Annotated in this window: 17 protein-coding genes and 1 pseudogene; 10 read left to right on the top strand and 8 right to left on the bottom strand. The window is 67.4% G+C overall.

What is annotated here, in order from left to right; genetic code table 11:
- Positions 1-139: 139 nt before the first annotated feature.
- Both HZU84_RS11535 and HZU84_RS11530 read right to left on the bottom strand, forming a co-directional pair.
- Positions 140-646 carry a hypothetical protein gene (locus HZU84_RS11535; RefSeq protein ID WP_149504096.1) on the bottom strand — a complete coding sequence of 169 codons (507 nt, stop codon included), beginning with the start codon at positions 644-646 and terminating at the stop codon, positions 140-142.
- A 431-nt stretch (positions 647-1,077) separates the two neighbouring features.
- Positions 1,078-1,671 carry a hypothetical protein gene (locus tag HZU84_RS11530; RefSeq protein WP_219340924.1) on the bottom strand — a complete coding sequence of 198 codons (594 nt, stop codon included), beginning with the start codon at positions 1,669-1,671 and terminating at the stop codon, positions 1,078-1,080.
- 115 nt (positions 1,672-1,786) lie between these two features.
- On the opposite strand from HZU84_RS11530, the pseudogene HZU84_RS11525 reads away from it, so the two are divergent.
- Positions 1,787-1,975: pseudogene (locus tag HZU84_RS11525) on the top strand (IS110 family transposase); the annotation flags it as partial.
- A 615-nt stretch (positions 1,976-2,590) separates the two neighbouring features.
- Here the strand turns inward: HZU84_RS11525 and HZU84_RS11520 are convergent.
- Positions 2,591-3,508: a LysR family transcriptional regulator gene (locus HZU84_RS11520; protein WP_149504097.1), complete on the bottom strand. Its 918-nt coding sequence runs from the start codon at positions 3,506-3,508 to the stop codon at positions 2,591-2,593.
- Positions 3,509-3,604: 96 nt separating this feature from the next.
- Here HZU84_RS11520 and HZU84_RS11515 point away from each other — a divergent pair, with 96 nt between their 5' ends.
- Positions 3,605-3,988 carry a nuclear transport factor 2 family protein gene (locus HZU84_RS11515; RefSeq protein WP_149504098.1) on the top strand — a complete coding sequence of 128 codons (384 nt, stop codon included), beginning with the start codon at positions 3,605-3,607 and terminating at the stop codon, positions 3,986-3,988.
- A 220-nt stretch (positions 3,989-4,208) separates the two neighbouring features.
- Positions 4,209-5,483 carry a Glu/Leu/Phe/Val family dehydrogenase gene (locus HZU84_RS11510; RefSeq protein WP_149504099.1) on the top strand — a complete coding sequence of 425 codons (1,275 nt, stop codon included), beginning with the start codon at positions 4,209-4,211 and terminating at the stop codon, positions 5,481-5,483.
- Here HZU84_RS11510 and HZU84_RS11505 read toward each other — a convergent pair.
- Complete coding sequence (locus HZU84_RS11505) at positions 5,474-5,938, bottom strand: RES family NAD+ phosphorylase (RefSeq protein ID WP_149504100.1); 465 nt, start codon at positions 5,936-5,938, stop codon at positions 5,474-5,476. The genes HZU84_RS11510 and HZU84_RS11505 overlap by 10 nt on opposite strands.
- A gap of 13 nt (positions 5,939-5,951) precedes the next feature.
- Entirely contained in the window at positions 5,952-6,329 is a 378-nt protein-coding gene (gene parS / locus HZU84_RS11500; protein WP_149504101.1) for a type II RES/Xre toxin-antitoxin system antitoxin, read from the bottom strand.
- A 196-nt stretch (positions 6,330-6,525) separates the two neighbouring features.
- On the opposite strand from parS, the gene HZU84_RS11495 reads away from it, so the two are divergent.
- Positions 6,526-7,038: a hemerythrin domain-containing protein gene (locus tag HZU84_RS11495; protein WP_180692919.1), complete on the top strand. Its 513-nt coding sequence runs from the start codon at positions 6,526-6,528 to the stop codon at positions 7,036-7,038.
- Between the two features lie 34 nt (positions 7,039-7,072).
- Here the strand turns inward: HZU84_RS11495 and ylqF are convergent, their stop codons facing one another.
- Positions 7,073-8,086 (bottom strand): ribosome biogenesis GTPase YlqF, encoded by a 1,014-nt coding sequence (ylqF, locus tag HZU84_RS11490; protein ID WP_149504103.1) that lies wholly within the window; start codon positions 8,084-8,086, stop codon positions 7,073-7,075.
- Positions 8,087-8,182: 96 nt separating this feature from the next.
- Between ylqF and HZU84_RS11485 the strand changes: the two genes are divergently transcribed.
- Positions 8,183-8,413, top strand: coding sequence for a hypothetical protein (locus HZU84_RS11485; protein WP_149504104.1), 231 nt, complete (start codon positions 8,183-8,185; stop codon positions 8,411-8,413).
- A gap of 25 nt (positions 8,414-8,438) precedes the next feature.
- Here HZU84_RS11485 and sbcB read toward each other — a convergent pair whose 3' ends face one another.
- Together sbcB and HZU84_RS11475 are read right to left on the bottom strand one after the other, a co-directional pair.
- Positions 8,439-9,905: an exodeoxyribonuclease I gene (sbcB, locus tag HZU84_RS11480; RefSeq protein WP_149504105.1), complete on the bottom strand. Its 1,467-nt coding sequence runs from the start codon at positions 9,903-9,905 to the stop codon at positions 8,439-8,441.
- Positions 9,906-9,952: 47 nt separating this feature from the next.
- Positions 9,953-10,888 (bottom strand): DNA ligase, encoded by a 936-nt coding sequence (locus tag HZU84_RS11475; protein ID WP_149504106.1) that lies wholly within the window; start codon positions 10,886-10,888, stop codon positions 9,953-9,955.
- 260 nt (positions 10,889-11,148) lie between these two features.
- Between HZU84_RS11475 and HZU84_RS11470 the strand changes: the two genes are divergently transcribed.
- The 5 genes from HZU84_RS11470 to HZU84_RS11450 all read left to right on the top strand — a co-directional run bounded on the left by HZU84_RS11470 (position 11,149) and on the right by HZU84_RS11450 (position 17,789).
- Positions 11,149-12,075 carry a coiled-coil domain-containing protein gene (locus HZU84_RS11470; RefSeq protein ID WP_149504107.1) on the top strand — a complete coding sequence of 309 codons (927 nt, stop codon included), beginning with the start codon at positions 11,149-11,151 and terminating at the stop codon, positions 12,073-12,075.
- Positions 12,076-12,143: 68 nt separating this feature from the next.
- Positions 12,144-13,248 (top strand): peptide chain release factor 2 gene (gene prfB, locus HZU84_RS11465; protein WP_149504108.1). Its coding sequence is split into 2 segments (ribosomal slippage): positions 12,144-12,224 and positions 12,226-13,248, totalling 1,104 coding nucleotides; the frame shifts between segments, so codons are not numbered across the junction.
- Positions 13,249-13,317: 69 nt separating this feature from the next.
- Complete coding sequence (locus tag HZU84_RS11460) at positions 13,318-14,025, top strand: HAD family hydrolase (RefSeq protein WP_149504109.1); 708 nt, start codon at positions 13,318-13,320, stop codon at positions 14,023-14,025.
- On the top strand, positions 14,018-16,672 hold the full coding sequence (gene pepN / locus HZU84_RS11455) for an aminopeptidase N (RefSeq protein ID WP_149504110.1): 2,655 nt from the start codon (positions 14,018-14,020) through the stop codon (positions 16,670-16,672). The genes HZU84_RS11460 and pepN overlap by 8 nt, the downstream gene beginning before the upstream one ends.
- 88 nt (positions 16,673-16,760) lie before the next feature.
- Positions 16,761-17,789, top strand: a complete 1,029-nt coding sequence (locus tag HZU84_RS11450; RefSeq protein WP_149504111.1) for a class 1 fructose-bisphosphatase — start codon at positions 16,761-16,763, stop codon at positions 17,787-17,789.
- Positions 17,790-17,803: the final 14 nt, after the last annotated feature.

Genomic DNA, 17,803 nt, shown 5'->3' with positions numbered 1-17,803 from the left:
CCCCGCGCCTTCAGCGCCGCGTTGTAGGCCTTCCAGTTCGTCGTGCGGTACTTCGTCCGCTTCTTCTTGGCTTCGCTCACCGCGTCAGTCTACGAGCGCTCGGACGCTCGCTTTGTGCAACAGAGCCACGTGGATGCACTCATGGCAATGAGTTTATGACAGTAGATTTCCACTCTTCCAAAACAGAAAGCACCGCACTCAACGATGCATATTCTGGTGCCGCCAACTCTGTAAGAACTCCGGAAAGAGGATAGTCTATGCCAACTGGAAAGCCAACTGAATCGAATGCACGCGCAATCGCCTCGCGCCGCTTGTCTGTTCGTTCATGCGACCACTCACTGTTGTGTTTCCAATAGTTTGCCGCGTGATTGATGATCTGGACTTTAGTGAGTCCTCCAGCGTGCACCGGTCCAAGCTTGAACGCCGTAGATTTCTCAATACCCAGTCTGCCGCAAACTGTAGCGATGACTGTTTGGCATGCCACAAGTCCGAGTCCTGTGGCGTGTTCTGCAGCATCGTAATACCCGAACTCGTCTGCGCCTTCAGTAGACACGGCCTTCTTGCAAATTTCGGATAGTTGCTGATCAATCGCTAGGACTAAACCACCAATGATGGCGATCTCCGTGTCGAACCATGGGGTACGCATATGAAAAGCCTAACGAATGAAAGGGCCATCCCCTCGCACCGAGCCCAGCACAGAGGATTCTGCCAACAGGCGCCGCACTTGCCCAGCGCGCACCATGGGGCGACAAAGGCTCAACATGCGGCCGCAAACCGCAAGGAGATGACCATGACGGTGGTGTTTCTGGGGATCAATCTGCTCAACCATCTCCCGCACATTTCTCTCATCAGGGTCAGCGGCACAGACAGTCTCAGCAAAGCCCGGTTGTAGTTTTGCAGTCCGCAACTTGCTTTCCCTGCCAGCCGCTGGTTTTGTATGCGTTGGCCGGGTCATTTGGAAGCTACTCACGCGGGTTTCAGAAAAACCCACCAGAGAGGTTTGTTGATTTTGCGAGGATGCCCTTGTAGTCGAATTAACCGGCCTGCGCGGCTTTTCGCACAGGTCCGATTGACCACCTAATATTCGTGAAATCGTTCATGCCTAAATTTTCCGAGTGCCAATGCCCATTGTTTGGAAATTTCCAACAGGGACGCAGCCAAGTCCCGGAGGCATTCCGGGGTGAAGAAATGATTTCCTTCACCTAGTTCTCGGTTGATGAATTCGAAGACATTGCCGTGGCAAATGTCGTTTCTCAGTCGAACGATTTCAACATCAACCCGCGCTGGTTTCTCTGATTGCAGTTTTTCAAAGAAGTTACTTTCACCCGCGAACGCCAACTTCTCCACCGGCATGCCGTGAGCGTGTGCGTCCAGAATTAGCCTATTGCTAAGAACTCGATAAGGTGAAGGTGCTTGCGGGACGTGAGGGTCAGCAATCTGTTGCAGTGTCACTCGAAGAGTGGCTTCAACGCCATTGAACAGTGAGCTAACGGCGGGAATATACAGATCATGCTCCAGTGCATTGACCGCTTGGATGAAGAACCAATGAAACTCAGCTCCCCGGAGGTTTTCAAGAAAGAAGTGAGCATCCTTTTGATGCTGAGTAAGCCAATCTCCTATCGGTGGTGGCATATCACGGTTGGCCTCATGCATAACGAATGAAAGGGCCATCCCCTCGCACCGAACCCGGCACAGAGGATTCTGCCAATAGGCGCAGCGCTTGCCCAGCGCGCACCATGGGGCGGCAAAAGCTCAACCCGCGGCTGCGGGCCGCAAGGAGATGACCATGACGGAGGTGTTTCTCGGGATCGATCTGGCTAAGAATGTCTTCGTGCTGCACGGCGTGGATGCGACCGGCAAGCCGTGCCTGGTGCGTCCGCAGGTCCGGCGCGATCAGCTCGCCGAGCTGGTGGCCAGGCTGCCGCCCTGCGCCATCGGCATGGAGGCCTGTTCGGGCACGCGCCACGCTGGCCGCTGCGGCCAGGATTACCAAGCAACTCGCACAGACTTTCCATATTTTAATCAGCTAATCGCTGCCATCGCACCAATACACATCACCATCAATATCCTCTTCATCTTCACACATCTCATATTTGTGCAGCATCGTTGGATTTTTATTCGGATTAAGTTGCTTCCCGCGATTCCCTTGGACTTGATCATATTGCCTATTCGTTCCATTTGTTCCTTTGTTTGCATTTGCCTGATTTGCTTTATTATCTTCAGGATTAATGCTATCCAACAGTCCACTTAAATCCACTTAATTTTCCTTGGGCGCACAAAGCGCATTAATTTATCTTCAACCTCAGTATTATGTCAAAATAAATTTAATTATCACTCATAAAATAACTTCCCTGCAAAACATAAACATATTCATTTGCAGCGACTTAATGGTTGTTGCACATTTTTGCAAGCGGCTTCATAGAAGTCCTCTACCCAAAAAGTTCAGCCAAGTCATTGATTTCATTAAGATAACCCTGCCGGGTTAGTAAAGAACTTCTCCGGAACCGATTAAAAGCATACCAGCATACCCATTACCAGATTTTCCGTCTACGGACTTATTTCACACTCCGTCAGCACGGCAGCGCCAACCTCACCCCCCAGCAGCCACCTCCGCCGCCACCCGCCCCGCCTGACTCAGCAGATGCTCGCGGAACACCCGCGCCACCGGGCTGAGCGCGCGGCCCTGGCGGTGCACCACATGCCAGTGCCCGACCAGCGGGAAGCCGGCCACCGGCAGCACCTGCACGCCGTGCTCGCGTGCGCGACCGTGCAGCGTGTGGGCCGAGAGCACCGACAGGCCCAGGCCGCCGGCCACCGCTTCCTTGATCGCCTCGTTGCTGCCCAGCTCCAGGCGCAGCTGCGGCCGGAAACCGGCGGCGCGGAAATGCGCGTCGGCGGCCATGCGGGTGCCGGAGCCGCGCTCGCGCAGGATGAAGCGCTCGCCGGCCAGGTCGTCGAGCGTCAGCGCCTCGGCCTGCGCCAGCGGGTGATCGCCCGGCGCGATCAGCACCAGCGGGTTGGACAGGAAGACCGCGTCGTCCAGCGCCAGATCGGCCGGCGGCATCGACATGATCGCCAGATCGTCGCGCTGCTCGCGCAGGCGCTGCACCACGCCGTCGCGGTTGAGCACCTCCAGCCGGATGTCGATGTCCGGGTACTGCGCGCAGAAGCTGCCCAGCAGGCGCGGCACGAAATACTTCGCAGTGCTCACCACCGCCACCCGCAGCCGGCCACTCGCCAGACCCTTCCACGCCGCGAGCTGCTGCTCCCAGTCGATCCAGTCGTCGAGCATGCGCCGGGCGGTGGCGGCCAGCGCCTCGCCCGCCTCGGTGAGCTGCACCCGCCGGCCGACCAGCGTGTAGAGCGGCAGCCCGGCCGCCTCCTGGATCTCGCGCAGCTGCATCGACGCGGTCGGCTGCGTCACATGCAGCGCGCGCGCCGCGGCGCTGACGCTGCCCTGCTCGGCCAGCGCGAGAAAGAGACGGAGCTGGCGGAAGGTGGTATTCATAGAGTCGAGTCTATGTTGTGCCGCACAAGAATCGACTTTTACTGAGGTCAAGGCGCTTCTAGCATCGCGGCCATGACTTCTTCTACCCAGACCCCGATGAACACCCCCCGCGACGTGCTCGACCGCTGGATGCAGGCCGTCAACCACGGCGATGTCAAGGCGCTGCTCGGCCTCTACGACCCGCAGGCCGTGCTGATCCCGACCTTCTCGAACCGGCTGCTGAACACGCCCGAGAAGCTGCGCGACTATTTCGAGAAGCTCGGCAGCCGCGAGGAACTCAGCATCGCGCTGCACGAGAAGACGCTGCTGGTGCAGGAACTGCCCGGCCAGCTCTTCACGCTGGGCGGCATCTACAACTGGCGCTTCATGGTCGACGGCGAGCTGCTGAACTTCGAGGCGCGCTTCAGCTACGTCGTCGACCTCGCCCGCCCGCAGCCGATCCTGCACCACCACTCGTCGCAGATTCCGCGCATGCTGTGAGTTCGTACCGGGCCGCCTCATGGTTGCCCCGAATGGATGCACCCGCACGGTGCATGTCAGCACCTCGTCAGCCAGGCGAGGAATCCATGCACATCTTGCATGGAATCGACGGAAACCGGATCGCCTCCTTGTCTACAGTGACGCCGATGACGTGCCGCACGAGCCCAACAGGCTCAAAAACGGCTCGATCTTCATCGAACTCGCCACAACGAGGCTTTTCATGCACGACACGCTTTCCTTCATCACGCCCGACCCGCACAGCGCCTGGGGCACCTACCTGTCCCAGGTCGACCGGGTGCTGCCCTACCTCGGCCCGCTGGCACGCTGGGGCGAGACGCTCAAGCGGCCCAAGCGCGCGCTGATCGTCGACGTGCCGATCGAGATGGACGACGGCACGGTGCGCCACTTCGAGGGCTACCGCGTGCAGCACAACCTCAGCCGCGGCCCCGGCAAGGGCGGCGTGCGCTACCACCCGGCGGTGACGCTGGAAGAGGTGATGGCGCTCTCGGCCTGGATGACGGTCAAGAACGCTGCGGTCAACCTGCCCTACGGCGGCGCCAAGGGCGGCATCCGGGTCGATCCGCGCCAGCTCTCGCACAAGGAACTCGAGCGCATGACCCGGCGCTACACCAGCGAGATCGGCCTGGTCATCGGCCCGCAGCAGGACATCCCGGCGCCGGACGTGGGCACGAACCCGCAGGTCATGGCCTGGATGATGGACACCTACTCGATGAACGTCGGCGGCACCGCCACCGGCGTGGTCACCGGCAAGCCGGTGCATCTGGGCGGATCGCTCGGTCGGGTCAAGGCCACCGGCCGCGGCGTGTTCGTCACCGGCCGCGAAGCCGCGCGGCGCATCCATCTGAACCTGGACGGCGCCCGCGTGGCGGTGCAGGGCTTCGGCAATGTCGGCTCGGCCGCGGCCGAGATGTTCGTCGGCGCCGGCGCGAAGATCGTCGCGGTGCAGGACCACACCGGCACGATCGCCAATCCGGCCGGCATGGACATGGGCGCGCTGATGGAGGTGGTACGCCGCGACGGCGGCGCGGGCGCCTTCACGCAAGCCGAGCGCATCGACGACGAGGCCTTCTGGGACACCGACTGCGACATCCTGATCCCGGCCGCGCTGGAAGGCCAGATCACGCTGGCGCGCGCCAACCGCCTGAAGGCGCGTCTGGTGCTGGAGGGTGCCAACGGCCCGACCCATCCGGACGCCGACGATGCGCTGGCCGAGCGCGGCATCCTGGTCGTGCCCGACGTGATCTGCAACGCCGGCGGTGTCACGGTGTCCTACTTCGAGTGGGTGCAGGACTTCTCGTCCTTCTTCTGGACCGAGGACGAGATCAACCTGCGCCTGGACAAGATCATGGTGGATGCGCTGCGCCGCATCTGGGACACCGCCGACCGCCACAAGATCACGCTGCGCACCGCCACCTTCGCGGTGGCCTGCGAGCGCATCCTGATGGCGCGCCAGGAGCGCGGGCTCTACCCCTGAAGCAGCCGCGGGTCGAAGGTGAACGGCGTGTCGTCGACGACACGCACGCGCTCGATGCCGGGATGACGCGGATTGAGCAGCAGATTGCGCTCGATCGGAATCACCGCCGACGGCACGCTCAGCGCCACGCTGCGCCGCGACATCAGCCAGTCGGTGCCGAGCGCGGCCAGCTCGTCGGGCGCCGGCACCTGGATCCAGCGGGCCGGCAGGTCGGCCACCTCGACCCGCTCGATGCCGATGTCGTCCGGCAGCTCGATCGTCAGCAGACGCAGATCGTCGGGCGCGTCGAGCGGATCGACATGCACCAGCACCTCCAGCGCAGCCAGCGCCGCCGAGCTGGCCGCATAGACGATCGGCCGCCCCCGCCGGTGCCAGCGCCCGCTGGCGTGGAGCCCGCCGATCCCTTCCAGCGCCGTCGCGGCAAACGGCTGACGGCACAGGCGCCAGACCTTCAACGCCCGCCCCGGGTCAGCTGAAGATGCCGTGATCGAGGCGCACCAGCACCTCCGCGACCTGGTGCGCGCCGATGTCGGTGTCGAGCAGGTCGAACGGCACCTCGCCGCCGAGCGCCCGGTTGGGCGACTTCAGCCAGCGGCGCGCCTTCTCGGCCGAACCGAGCACCTCGGTGGCCTGCTCGATCGTGCGCGACAGTCGGTAGAGCCGGTCGGACTCCTGCGGTGTGAAGCGGTGCTCGGTCTTGCGGCGGGCCAGCGTGCGCAGCGGAATGCCGAGCACCTGGGTGATCTGCTGCGGCGCCATGTCGAGCTGCGTGGCGACCGACTCGAAGACCGAGTACGGCAGGCCCTGGCGCACGGCGTTGCGGGTGTCGATCAGGAGGTTGGCCATGTGGCCATGGTAGCACTGCCAAACGGCACGAATCCAGCGTGCCGGGATGACGGCGGGCGGCACCGGTTATCCTCGCCCGCTTGCCCGGCATCAAGCGCGCCGGACCGCTCGCCTGCTAGGGTGGACGGTCTGCACGCCTGTGCCGCCCGTGTCCCCTGCTTCGCGTCCCGCCCCTTCCCGCCAGGAAGCCGCCACCATGTCCGAGATCACCACCGCGATCGCCTGGAACGATCAGCTCCTCAACCACCACCCCGAGATGGATGCGACGCACCGCGAGTTCGTCGACCACCTCGCGCAGGTGCAGGCCGCGCTCGCGGGCCCGCAGGACGAGCTGCTGGCGCGCTATGACGCGATGCTCGAGCACACCGTCGAGCACTTCGCGCAGGAAGACCGCTGGATGAAGGACCTGGGCTTCAGCGCCGACAACTGCCACAGCTCGCAGCACGGCCAGGTGCTGGCGGTGATGCGCGAGGTACGCCGCCAGCATGCCGAAGGCCAGAGCGACCTGATCGGCCGGCTGCTGCCCGAGCTGATGACCTGGTTCGAGAACCACGCCCAGGCCGCCGATGCGGGGCTGGCGGGCTCGATGGAAGACGTCGGCTATGACGTCCGAAGCGGCGTGATGACCAACCCGCCGCGCGGCGGCGCCACCGCCGAGGACGGCGAGCCGGTGACCGAGAACAGCGGCTGCGGCAGCTCGAGCTGCTGAGCGCCAGCCGCACCGGCCCGCGCGCCGGGGCGCATCAGGCCTCGCCGCCGCCGCCTTCGCTGTCGCTGTCGCCTTCGCTCTCGCCGGAGGTGTCGCCGTCGGGCTGCGCATCGCGCGAGGAGCGGCCGCGGCGGTTGCGCTTCTTCTCCAGCCGCTCGGCCTGCAGCGCGGCCTCGGCCTGCTCGGCGGCCGCCATCAGCGCCAGGTGCTCCTCGGGCAGCTCCAGCGTGATGCGCCCGAGCAGGCCGGCGCGGAATTCATGCAGCACGATCTCGGCGGCCTTCTGCAGATTGATGCGCCCGCCCGAGAGCACCGCGCCGCGCTTCCTGCCGATGGCGATCAGCATCTCGGCGTCGTTCATCGCCGCGGTGTCGGCCGCCTGCAGCTTGTAGCGCGCCTCGAGCGCGCCGGGATAGTCGCGGCGCAGCCGGCCGATCAGCACCTCGGCGACCACCTCTTCCTCGATCGCGTTGCGGCCGACCGCGCCGGTGGCGGCCAGGTGGAAGCCGCATTGCTCGACCAGGATCTTCGGCCACAGCATGCCGGGCGTGTCGAACAGATAGAAGTCCTTGGCCAGCGCGATGCGCTGCTCGGTCTTGGTGATGCCGGGCTCGTCGCCGGTCTTGGCGGCACGCTTGCCGGTCAGCGTGTTGATCAGCGTCGACTTGCCGACGTTCGGGATGCCGCAGATCAGCACCCGCATCGGCTTGTCCAGGCCGGTTCGGTTGGGCTTGAGTTCGCGGCAGGCGGTGATCAGGCGCTGCGCCGGCGCGGTGACGCTGGCGTCCAGCCCGATCGCGCGGGTGTCGGGCTGGCTGTTGTAGTGCGCCAGCCAGGCCTCGGTGCGCGCCGGATCGGCCAGATCCTGCTTGTTGAGCACCTTCAGCGTCGCCCGGTCCTGGGTCAGGCTGGCGATCAGCGGATTGGCGCTGGAGCCGGGCGCACGCGCATCGAGCAGCTCGATCACCACGTCGATGCCGTCCTTCACGCGCGCGAGGATGGCCTGACGCGTCAGGTGCATGTGACCGGGGAACCACTGGATGGCCATGTCGAGACTCCTTTTTCTGGCGGGCGCGGTGAGCAGGCGCGGGAGTGTGCCACCACCGCGGCGGGCCTGCGCGCGCGCAGCAGCTACGATCGGCGCATGGCAATCAAGACCTATACCCTCGAAGTCCAGCGCTACAAGGCCGCCGCGAGCACGCACGGCCTGGTCAATGTCAAGTTCGACGCCCTGCTGGTTCCCCGCAACACGCCCGAGGGCCAGGAGCCCTCGCACATGCTGAGCATGAGCGAGGCCGACGCGCGCACGCTGATGATGCTGCTGAAGGCGCAGCTCTCCGAGTTCGACAAGAAGAAGGCGCGCAGCCAGCGCTGAAGCCCCGGCCCTGGGGCCGTGCGCCTCAGTCCGCCTCCGGCGCGATCTGCTCGCCGTAGTCGACCAGCGCGCCGAGCAGGTCCATCGCGGCCTCGTCGTCCTCGCGCTCGGCCGCCAGCGCGTCGATGCGCTCCTGGAAGCGCTGCAGCGTCATCGCGCCGGCCTGGCCCTCGATCAGCCGCGCGGCGCAGTGCGCCTGCCAGCGTGCGCGCTCCTCGTCGGTCAGCGTGCCAGGGAAGTTGCGCGCGCGGTAGCGCCAGACCACCTCGTCCAGCCGCTCGTCGTCGAAGGCCGGGGCGCGGCCTGCGCTGGCCGCCCACTGCGCCTCGCTCAGGCCACGCAGCCGCACGAGCCGGCGCCGGTCCTCGTGGTCCAGGAAGCCGCTGTAGAGGCTGGCGTCGGCGTCGGGCAGGCCTTCCGCCTCGGGCCGCGCGAAGACCTCGGCCCAGATGCCGCCAAGCGTGCGCACCTGCGTCGCGGCGATCTCGGCATGGCGCGCGCAGGCGTCCAGGTCCAGCCCCCAGTGCGCAGCGCGCTCAGGCGTCAGCGTCTTCAGGTTGGAGATGACGATCGGGCACTTGTTGATGTGGATGGTCTTGACCGGCAGCCGCGTCACGCTCTCGGGCAGCGCGTCGGCGCGGGTGAACAGGCGCAGGCGCAGCGTCTCGGCGTCCAGCCCCAGCAGCTCGGAGGGATCGTGCGAGAGATCCCAGACGATCAGCTCGTTGCGGTTGGTCGGGTGGGTGGCCAGCGGCCAGACCAGTGCCAGCCCGCCGCGCTCGGCGCCGTACATGCCCGAGATGTGCAGCAGCGGGCGCCCCTGCGACTGCGCACGGGTGATCTCGGCCTGCACCGCCTCCTTCCTGCGCAGGCCCAGGCAGAAGTCGAACAGCCGCGGCTGCGCCTGGCGCAGCGCCCGCGCCAGGCCGATGGTGGCGCGCACGTCCGACAGCGCGTCATGCGCGTCCTCGTGCACGATGCCGTTGGCCACGCTCAGGTCTTCCAGCCGGAAGGACGGCCGCCCGTCCGGATGGCGCGGCCAGTTCATGCCTTCCGGCCGCAGCGCCCAGGCGCAGCGCACCACATCGACCAGATCCCAGCGGCCGCAGCCGTTCTGCCACTCGCGCGCGTAGGGGTCGATCAGGTTGCGCCAGAACAGGTGGCGGGTGAACTCGTCGTCGAAGCGCAGCGTGTTGTAGCCGAGCGCGACGGTGCCGGGCCGGGCCATCTCGGCCTCGATCGCGGCGGCGAAGGCATGCTCGGGCAGGCCTTGCGCCAGCGCCTGCTGCGGCAGGATGCCGGTCAGCAGGCAGCTTTCCGGGTCCGGCAGGTAGTCCGGCGCGGGCTGGCAGAAGTGCATGACCGGCGCCCCGATCTCGCGCAGCTCGGCGTCGGTGCGGATCGCGGCGAACTGCGCGGGACGATCACGGCGGGGATCGCGTCCGAAGGTCTCGTAGTCGTGCCAGAGGAAGGTGAAGTCTGCGTCGGCCATGCCCGGCACCTTAACCGATCCGGCCGCCAGCCCCGCCGGGTGCGCACTCACGGCTCCACGCCGATGCGCAGGAAGCTGGGAAAGCGCGGCAGGCCGTGGCGGGTCTGGCCGCGGCAGCTGTAGACGATGCGGCTGCCCACAGGCGGCGGCGCGGCGCGCTGCGCATCGCTGAAGCCGGTGCCGATCAGGAAGACGGTGCCGTCGGCATTGCGCACCTGCAGCGCGCCCATCAGGCCCGACAGCCGGCCCTCGCCCGGGGTATGGCCGATGACCACCGCCTCGTCCTCCTGCACCGGCTTGAGCTTGAGCAGCCAGTCGGTGCGCCCGGCGACGAAGGGCGCGTCGGCACGGTGCAGCATCAGGCCCTCGCCACCGGCAGCGACCACCTCGTCGAGCCAGGCCCGCAGTGCCTCGCGGCTCTCGATGCGCCGCTGCTCGACGGCCACCAGCTGCGGCCAGTCCTGCTGCGCGACGATCTCGGCCAGGCGCGCGACACGCTGGTCGAAGCGGCCGCCGCCACGCGGCAGCTCGAAGACCAGGTAGACCATCTGCGCCCAGTCGGCCTCGACCGGACGGCGCCGGCGCACCAGCGCCGAGACCGCATCGAAGCGCCCGTGCCCGCGCCCGAGCCAGAGTTCGCCATCGAGCGGCTCCTGCGCCGGCAGCCGCGCCAGGAAGGCCGCCGGCGCCTGGATGATCTGGCCGTGACGGGTGCGCAGCGCGCGGCCATCCCAGACCGCGCGCACGCCGTCGTACTTCTCGCTGACCAGATGGCCGGCCGGGTCGATGTCCGGCGGCGCCATGCGCGCCAGCGTGACGCCGAAGCGCTCGCCGGGCCGCGGCTCCGGATCCGTCAGCGAGGGCGGCACCGCCAGCGCCTTCCAGACCACGCCGAACCAGCCCCCCAGCAGCGCCAGCCCTGAGCGCAGGCCGAGCCGCCGTCCGCGCCGGAGCGCTGCCCTGTCTCCTGTGTCGTCTGCCATCGGAGCCTCCTGCAGATCTGCGGTGAATGTCAGGCGCAATGCCAACTTCATCACGCCACCACCGATTCCAGTCATGCTGGTCGCGGTACCTGATCGACCGGATCCCTCCATGGAGGGACAGGGAAACCAAGGTTGCAAAAATGAAACCATGGTGAATGACCGCGACAGCATGCGGACCGGAAATCAGCGGACACGAGAATGCGCCCGCCATGCCCCGCCTTCTGTCGTCGCCTCCGGCCCGGGCCCTGCTCCCGCAGCCCGTGCCTGTGCTGCCTGTGCTGCTCCTGCTGCTGTCGCTTGTCCTGGGCAGTCTGCCCCGGCCGGTCCGGGCCGAGCCAGCGCCGTCCAGCCCGGTCACGGTGGACCCCACGCCCGCGGCCCTGCCGGCGTCAGGCGATCTGCTGGAGGCACTGCCGCCGCCGGCTGCCGGCCCGCCAGCTCCGCCCCGGCAGGCCGCGCCGGACAACACCACGGACGCAGCCACGATCTGCACCGCGCTGGCACGACGCTGCGAGAGCATCGAGACCGACACGCAGGCACGGGCCCGACAACGCCAGGAGCTGGAGCGGCTGCAGCGCCAGATCGAGCAGACCCGCCGCCTGCTCGACGACGAGCAGCGCCAGCTCGACACGCTGCGCCAGCAGGCCGACCGCGAGCTGCGCGAGCTGCAGGGCGTCCGGCGCCAGCTCGAGGTCAACCGGCGCGAGATCGAGCGCCATCTGCAGCGCCAGGCGCTCGAGTCGGAGCAGCTCGAGCAGGAGCAGCGGCGCAGCGCCGAGGAGCTGCGCCGCCATGCCACGCTCGCCTCGCTGCGCGAGCACCGTCTGCTGGTGGCCGGGCTGATCCGCGCCTCGCTGGAGCTGCTGCGCCCAGGTCCGCAGCCGGCCCCCCGGCCGGATCCCGATCCCGGCCGGCTGTTCATGCATCAGGTGGCCGAATCCGGCTTTGCGCCGGTCGATGTGCAGCAGCTGCTGCGCAGCCAGCTCGCCCGGCCGCCACAGCCCGACAGCGCGCCGGTGCGCGAGCAGCTCGCGGCCCGGCTCGGGCTGATGCAGCGCCATCTGGCGGTGGCCGAACGCATCGCCGCCTCGCTGCGCGATCCGGCGCAGCGCGCCCGGGTGCAGGACAGCCTGAAGGCCGAACAGTCGGCCCATGCGCTGCTGCTGCGCCATGCCGCGCGGCGCTGAGGCCGGCGCCACCCGCCCGCATCTCCCCGCCATGCCAAAATCGCTCTCTGTCACTGGACGAGAAGATCATGGACATCGAACAAATCAACGCCATCGGCGCCACCCTGGCCGACCTCAGCGAGCGCACCACCGCGCTAAGGGGGTATCTTTGACTACGACCAGAAAGCCCTGAAGCTGGCCGAGGTCAACGCCGCGCTGGAGAACCCCGAGGTCTGGAACGACCCGAAGCGCGCGCAGGAACTCGGCAAGGAAAAGCGCTCGCTGGAGACCGTCGTCGAGACCATCGACCACCTGACGACCCAGCTGGCCGACAACACCGAGCTCTACGAGATGACGAAGGAGGAGAACGACGTCGACTCCCTCGCCACCATCGAGGCCGAGACCGCCACGCTGCGCGAGACCATCGAGCGGCTCGAGTTCCGCCGCATGTTCTCGAATCCGGCCGATCCGATGAACTGCTTCGTCGACATCCAGGCCGGCGCCGGCGGCACCGAGGCCTGCGACTGGGCCTCGATGCTGCTGCGCCAGTACCTGAAGTACTGCGAGCGCAAGGGCTTCACCGCCACGGTCGAGGACGTGACCGAGGGCGACACCGCCGGCATCAAGAGCGCGACCATCAAGGTCGAGGGCGACTACGCCTTCGGCCACCTGCGCACCGAGACCGGCGTGCACCGCCTGGTGCGCAAGTCGCCGTTCGACTCCTCGGGCGGGCGCCACACCTCGTTCGCGTCGCTGTTCGTCTATCCGGAGATCGACGACTCGATCGAGATCGAGATCAACCCGTCCGACGTGCGCACCGACACCTTCCGCGCCTCGGGCGCGGGCGGCCAGCACATCAACAAGACCGACTCGGCGGTGCGCCTGACGCACATCCCGACCGGCATCGTCGTGCAGTGCCAGGACGGCCGCAGCCAGCACAGCAACCGCGACGTGGCGTGGAAGCGCCTGCGCTCGCGCCTGTACGACTTCGAGATGAAGAAGCGTCTGGCCGAGCAGCAGAAGCTGGAGGACACCAAGACCGACGTCGGCTGGGGCCACCAGATCCGCTCCTACGTGCTGGACAACAGCCGCATCAAGGACCTGCGCACCAACGTGGAAATCTCCGCGACGCAGAAGGTCCTCGACGGCGATCTCGACGCCTTCATCGAGGCGAGCCTGAAGCAGGGTCTCTGACCCCGCCGCCGGCCGTCGACCGCGCAGCAGTTCGCGCGCGCCCTCACCTCGCTCACCGGACCTGACCCGATGACCCCTGACGTGATTCCCGCCGCACTGCTGTTCGACATGGACGGCACCCTGATCGACAGCATGCCGCTGCACGACCGCTCCTGGGCGGTATGGCATGCCGAGCTCGGCCTGCCCTTCGACGACGCCGGCTTCTTCGCCGCCACCGCCGGACGCACCAACCTCGAGATCCTGCGCGACCTGTTCCCGGCGCGCGACGAGGCGGAGCTGGAGCGCCTGGCCGATCGCAAGGAGGCGATCTACCGCGAGATCGCGGTGCGCGAGCTCGAGCTGATCGCCGGCACCCGCGCGGTGCTGGCGCAGGCGCGCGAACGCGGCCTGAAGCTGGCGATCTGCACCGCCGCGCCGCCGGCCAACATCGCGCTGGCCTGCGAGCGCTTCGGCCTGGGCGAGCTGGTCGACACCATCACCAGCCCGGCCGACGGCCTGCGCGGCAAGCCGCACCCCGACATCTTCCTGGAGGCCGCCCGCCGCCTGGGCGTGGAGCCCGCGCGCTGCCTGGTCTTCGAGGACGCGCCGCTCGGCATCGAGGCGGCGCGGCGCGGCGGCATGGCCGCGGTCGCGCTGACGACCACGCTGCCGGCCGACGCCTTCGCCGGATTCCCGAACGTCGTCGAGACGATCGCGGACTTCTCCGACTATTCCCTGCCCCACAGCCTGCCGCACAACCGGCCAAACAGCCTGGACCCCGAGACAAGCCATGCGTGAAGGTACTGACACCCTGACCCGACGCGAGGACTACGTCGCGCCGAGCCACTGGATCCGCACGGTCGACCTGAGCTTCGACCTGGAGCCGGCCAAGACCCTGGTCATCAGCCGCATGCAGGTCGAGCCCAATGCCGACCGCCCCGGCCAGCCGCTGCGCCTGGACGGCGAGGACATCACGCTCACCCGCGTGCTGGTCAACGGCGAGAGCGTGTCCTTCCACTTCGAGGAAGGCCAGCTGGTGCTCGACAAGCTGCCGGCCGAGCCCTTCCAGCTCGAGATCCGCAACACCTGCGCGCCGGAGAAGAACACCCAGCTCAGCGGCCTCTACACCTCGGGCGGCGGCTTCTTCACCCAGTGCGAGGCCCAGGGCTTTCGCCGCATCACCTATTTTCCCGACCGCCCGGACGTGATGGCGGTGTTCCGCGTCACGCTCAAGGCCGACGCGAAGCGCTTTCCGATGCTGCTGTCCAACGGCAATCTGGTGGAGTCGGGCACGCTCGACAAGGGTCGCCACTTCGCGGTCTGGCACGACCCGCACCCCAAGCCCAGCTACCTGTTCGCGCTGGTGGCGGCCGACCTGGTCTGCCGCGAGCAGAAGATCCGCACCCGCTCCGGCCAGGACCACACGCTGCAGGTCTATGTGCGCGCCGGCGACCTGGACAAGACCGAGCACGCGATGAACTCGCTGATCGCGTCGATCGCCTGGGACGAGGCGCGCTTCGGCCTGAAGCTCGATCTGGAGCGCTTCATGATCGTCGCGGTGAGCGACTTCAACATGGGCGCGATGGAGAACAAGGGCCTGAACATCTTCAACACGAAGTTCGTGCTCGCCAGCCCCGCCACCGCCACCGACGTGGACTTCGGCAACATCGAGAGCGTCGTCGGCCACGAGTACTTCCACAACTGGACCGGCAACCGCATCACCTGCCGCGACTGGTTCCAGCTCAGCCTGAAGGAAGGCCTGACCGTCTACCGCGACCAGGAGTTCAGCCAGGACATGGCCGGCAGCCCCTCGGCACGCGCGGTCAAGCGCATCGAGGACGTGCGCGGCCTGCGCCAGACGCAGTTCCCCGAGGACGCCGGCCCGATGGCCCACCCGGTGCGCCCGGACAGCTACCAGGCGATCGACAACTTCTACACCGCCACCGTCTACGACAAGGGCGCCGAGGTGGTGCGCATGATGGCCACGCTGGTCGGCCGCGAGGGCTTCCGCCGCGGCATGGACCTGTACTTCGCGCGCCATGACGGCCAGGCCGTGACCTGCGACGACTTCGCGCAGGCCATCGCCGACGCCAATCCCGATAGCGCGCTGACCACCCGGCTGGACGCCTTCAAGCGCTGGTACGCGCAGGCCGGCACGCCGCGCCTGAAGGCCGCCGGCCGCTTCGACGCCGAGACGCGCAGCTGGACGCTGACGCTGTCGCAGCACACGCCCGCCACGCCCGGCCAGACCGACAAGTGGCCCTTCGTGATCCCGGTGGCGATGGGCCTGCTGCAGGCCGACGGCACGCCGGTGGCCGGCTCGGAGCGGGTGCTGGTGCTGGACTCGGCACAGCAGTCCTGGACCTTCGACGCGCTGGACGCCGCGCCGGTGGCCTCGCTGCTGCGCGGCTTCTCTGCGCCGGTCATCCTGGAATGGGAGGCCAGCGAAGCCGAGCTGTTCACGCTGCTCGGCCACGACACCGACGCCTTCAACCGCTGGGAGGCCGGCCAGCGCCTGGCGGTGGCCCGCCTGCTCGGCGCGGTGCGCGCCGGCGCGCCGCTGGTGCTCGATGCCGCCTACCTCGACGCGATGCGCGCGGTGCTGCGTGACGCCGCGCTCGACTGCGCCTTCAAGGAGCTGGTGCTGACGCTGCCCAGCGAGGGCTATCTGGCCGAGCGCCTGGCCGAGGCCGGCGAGCCGGTCGATCCGCAGGCGATCCACGCCGCGCGCGAGGCGATGCGCGCGCAGCTCGCCCGCGAGCTGCACGAGGACTGGGCGGCGCTGTGGGACGCGCACGCCAGCACCGGCGGCTACCGGCCCGACCCGGTGTCGTGCGGACGCCGCGCGCTGGCCAATCTGGCGCTGGCCAACCTGGTGCTCGACGCGGTCGCCCGCGGGGACACGGTCTGGCCGGGCCGCGCGCTGCAGCGCTTCAAGGACGCCGGCAACATGACCGACCGCCTCGGCGCGCTGGCCGCGCTGGTGCACGGCCGCTCGCCGCTGGCTGCCGGCGCGCTCGAGCGCTTCCACGCGATGTTCCGCGGCGAGGCGCTGGTGATCGACAAGTGGTTCGCGCTGCAGGCCGCCGCGCCCGAGCACGACGGCGAGGTCTTCGCGCGGATCCGCACGCTGGCGAAGCATCCGGACTACTCGCTGCGCAATCCCAACCGCGCACGCAGCCTGCTGATGACGATGACCGCGCTCAACCCCGGCGCCTTCCACCGCGCCGACGGCAGCGCCTACGCCTTCTGGGCCGAGAAGGTGCGCGAGATCGACGGCTTCAACCCGCAGCTGGCCTCGCGCCTGGCGCGGGCGCTGGACCGCTGGCGCGCGCTGGCCGAGCCCTACCGCACGCTGGCGCGCGCCGCCATCGAGCAGGTGGCCGCCAAGCCAGAACTCTCGCCCGATACCCGCGAAATCGTCACGCGCGCGCTGGCCGACTGAGGCTCGGGCTGGAAGGCGTCAGGTCGGCGCCTTCCGGAAACGGTAGGATCGCGCCCATCCTGAAACCTGCCTGTAACCCTGTCATTCCATGCCCAAACGCATCAGCCTCACTCAGTACCTGGTCGAGCAGCAGCGCGAGCACGGCCACATTCCGGCCCAGCTGCGCCTGCTGATCGAGATCGTCGCGCGCGCCTGCAAGCGCATCGCGATCGCCGTCAACAAGGGCGAACTCGGCGAGGTGCTCGGCTCGGCCGACAGCGAGAACGTCCAGGGCGAAGTCCAGAAGAAGCTCGACATCATCTCCAACGAGGTGCTGATCGAGGCCAACGAATGGGGCGGCCACCTCGCGGCGATGGCCTCCGAGGAAATGGACACCATCCATGTGGTGCCCAACCGCTATCCGCAGGGCGAGTACCTGCTGATGTTCGACCCGCTCGACGGCTCGTCCAACATCGACGTCAATGTCTCGATCGGCACGATCTTCTCGGTGCTGCGCAAGGTGAACAACACCCGCGGCGTCTCCGAGGACGACTTCATGCAGCCGGGCAAGCAGCAGGCTGCGGCCGGCTACTGCGTCTACGGCCCGCAGACCACGCTGGTGCTGACCGTCGGCCAGGGCGTGGCGATGTTCACCCTCGACCGCGAGACCGGCTCGTGGGTGCTGACGCAGAAGGACGTGTCCATTCCCGAGGACACCAAGGAATTCGCGATCAACATGTCGAACATGCGCCACTGGGCCCCGCCGGTGAAGCGCTACATCGACGAGTGCCTGATCGGCAAGGAAGGCCCCAGAGGCAAGGACTTCAACATGCGCTGGGTGGCCTCGATGGTCGCCGACGTGCACCGCATCCTGACCCGCGGCGGCATCTTCATGTACCCGTGGGACAAGCGCGAACCCAACAAGCCGGGCAAGCTGCGCCTGATGTACGAGGCCAATCCGATGGCCTTCCTGATCGAGCAGGCCGGCGGCATGGCCACCAACGGCACGCAGCGCATCATGGACATCCAGCCCACCAAGCTGCACGAGCGCGTCAGCGTGATCCTGGGCTCGCGCAACGAAGTCCGCCGCGTGACCGAATACCATCTGGAAGACGTCGAAAAGACTTCCCAGGCCTGATCTTTCCGGCCTAT

The organism is Sphaerotilus sulfidivorans, from assembly GCF_013426975.1.
GTDB classification, from domain to species: domain Bacteria; phylum Pseudomonadota; class Gammaproteobacteria; order Burkholderiales; family Burkholderiaceae_C; genus Sphaerotilus; species Sphaerotilus sulfidivorans.
Note: the sequence above shows the minus strand (reverse complement) of the source record. Positions and strands in the feature narration are given on the sequence as shown.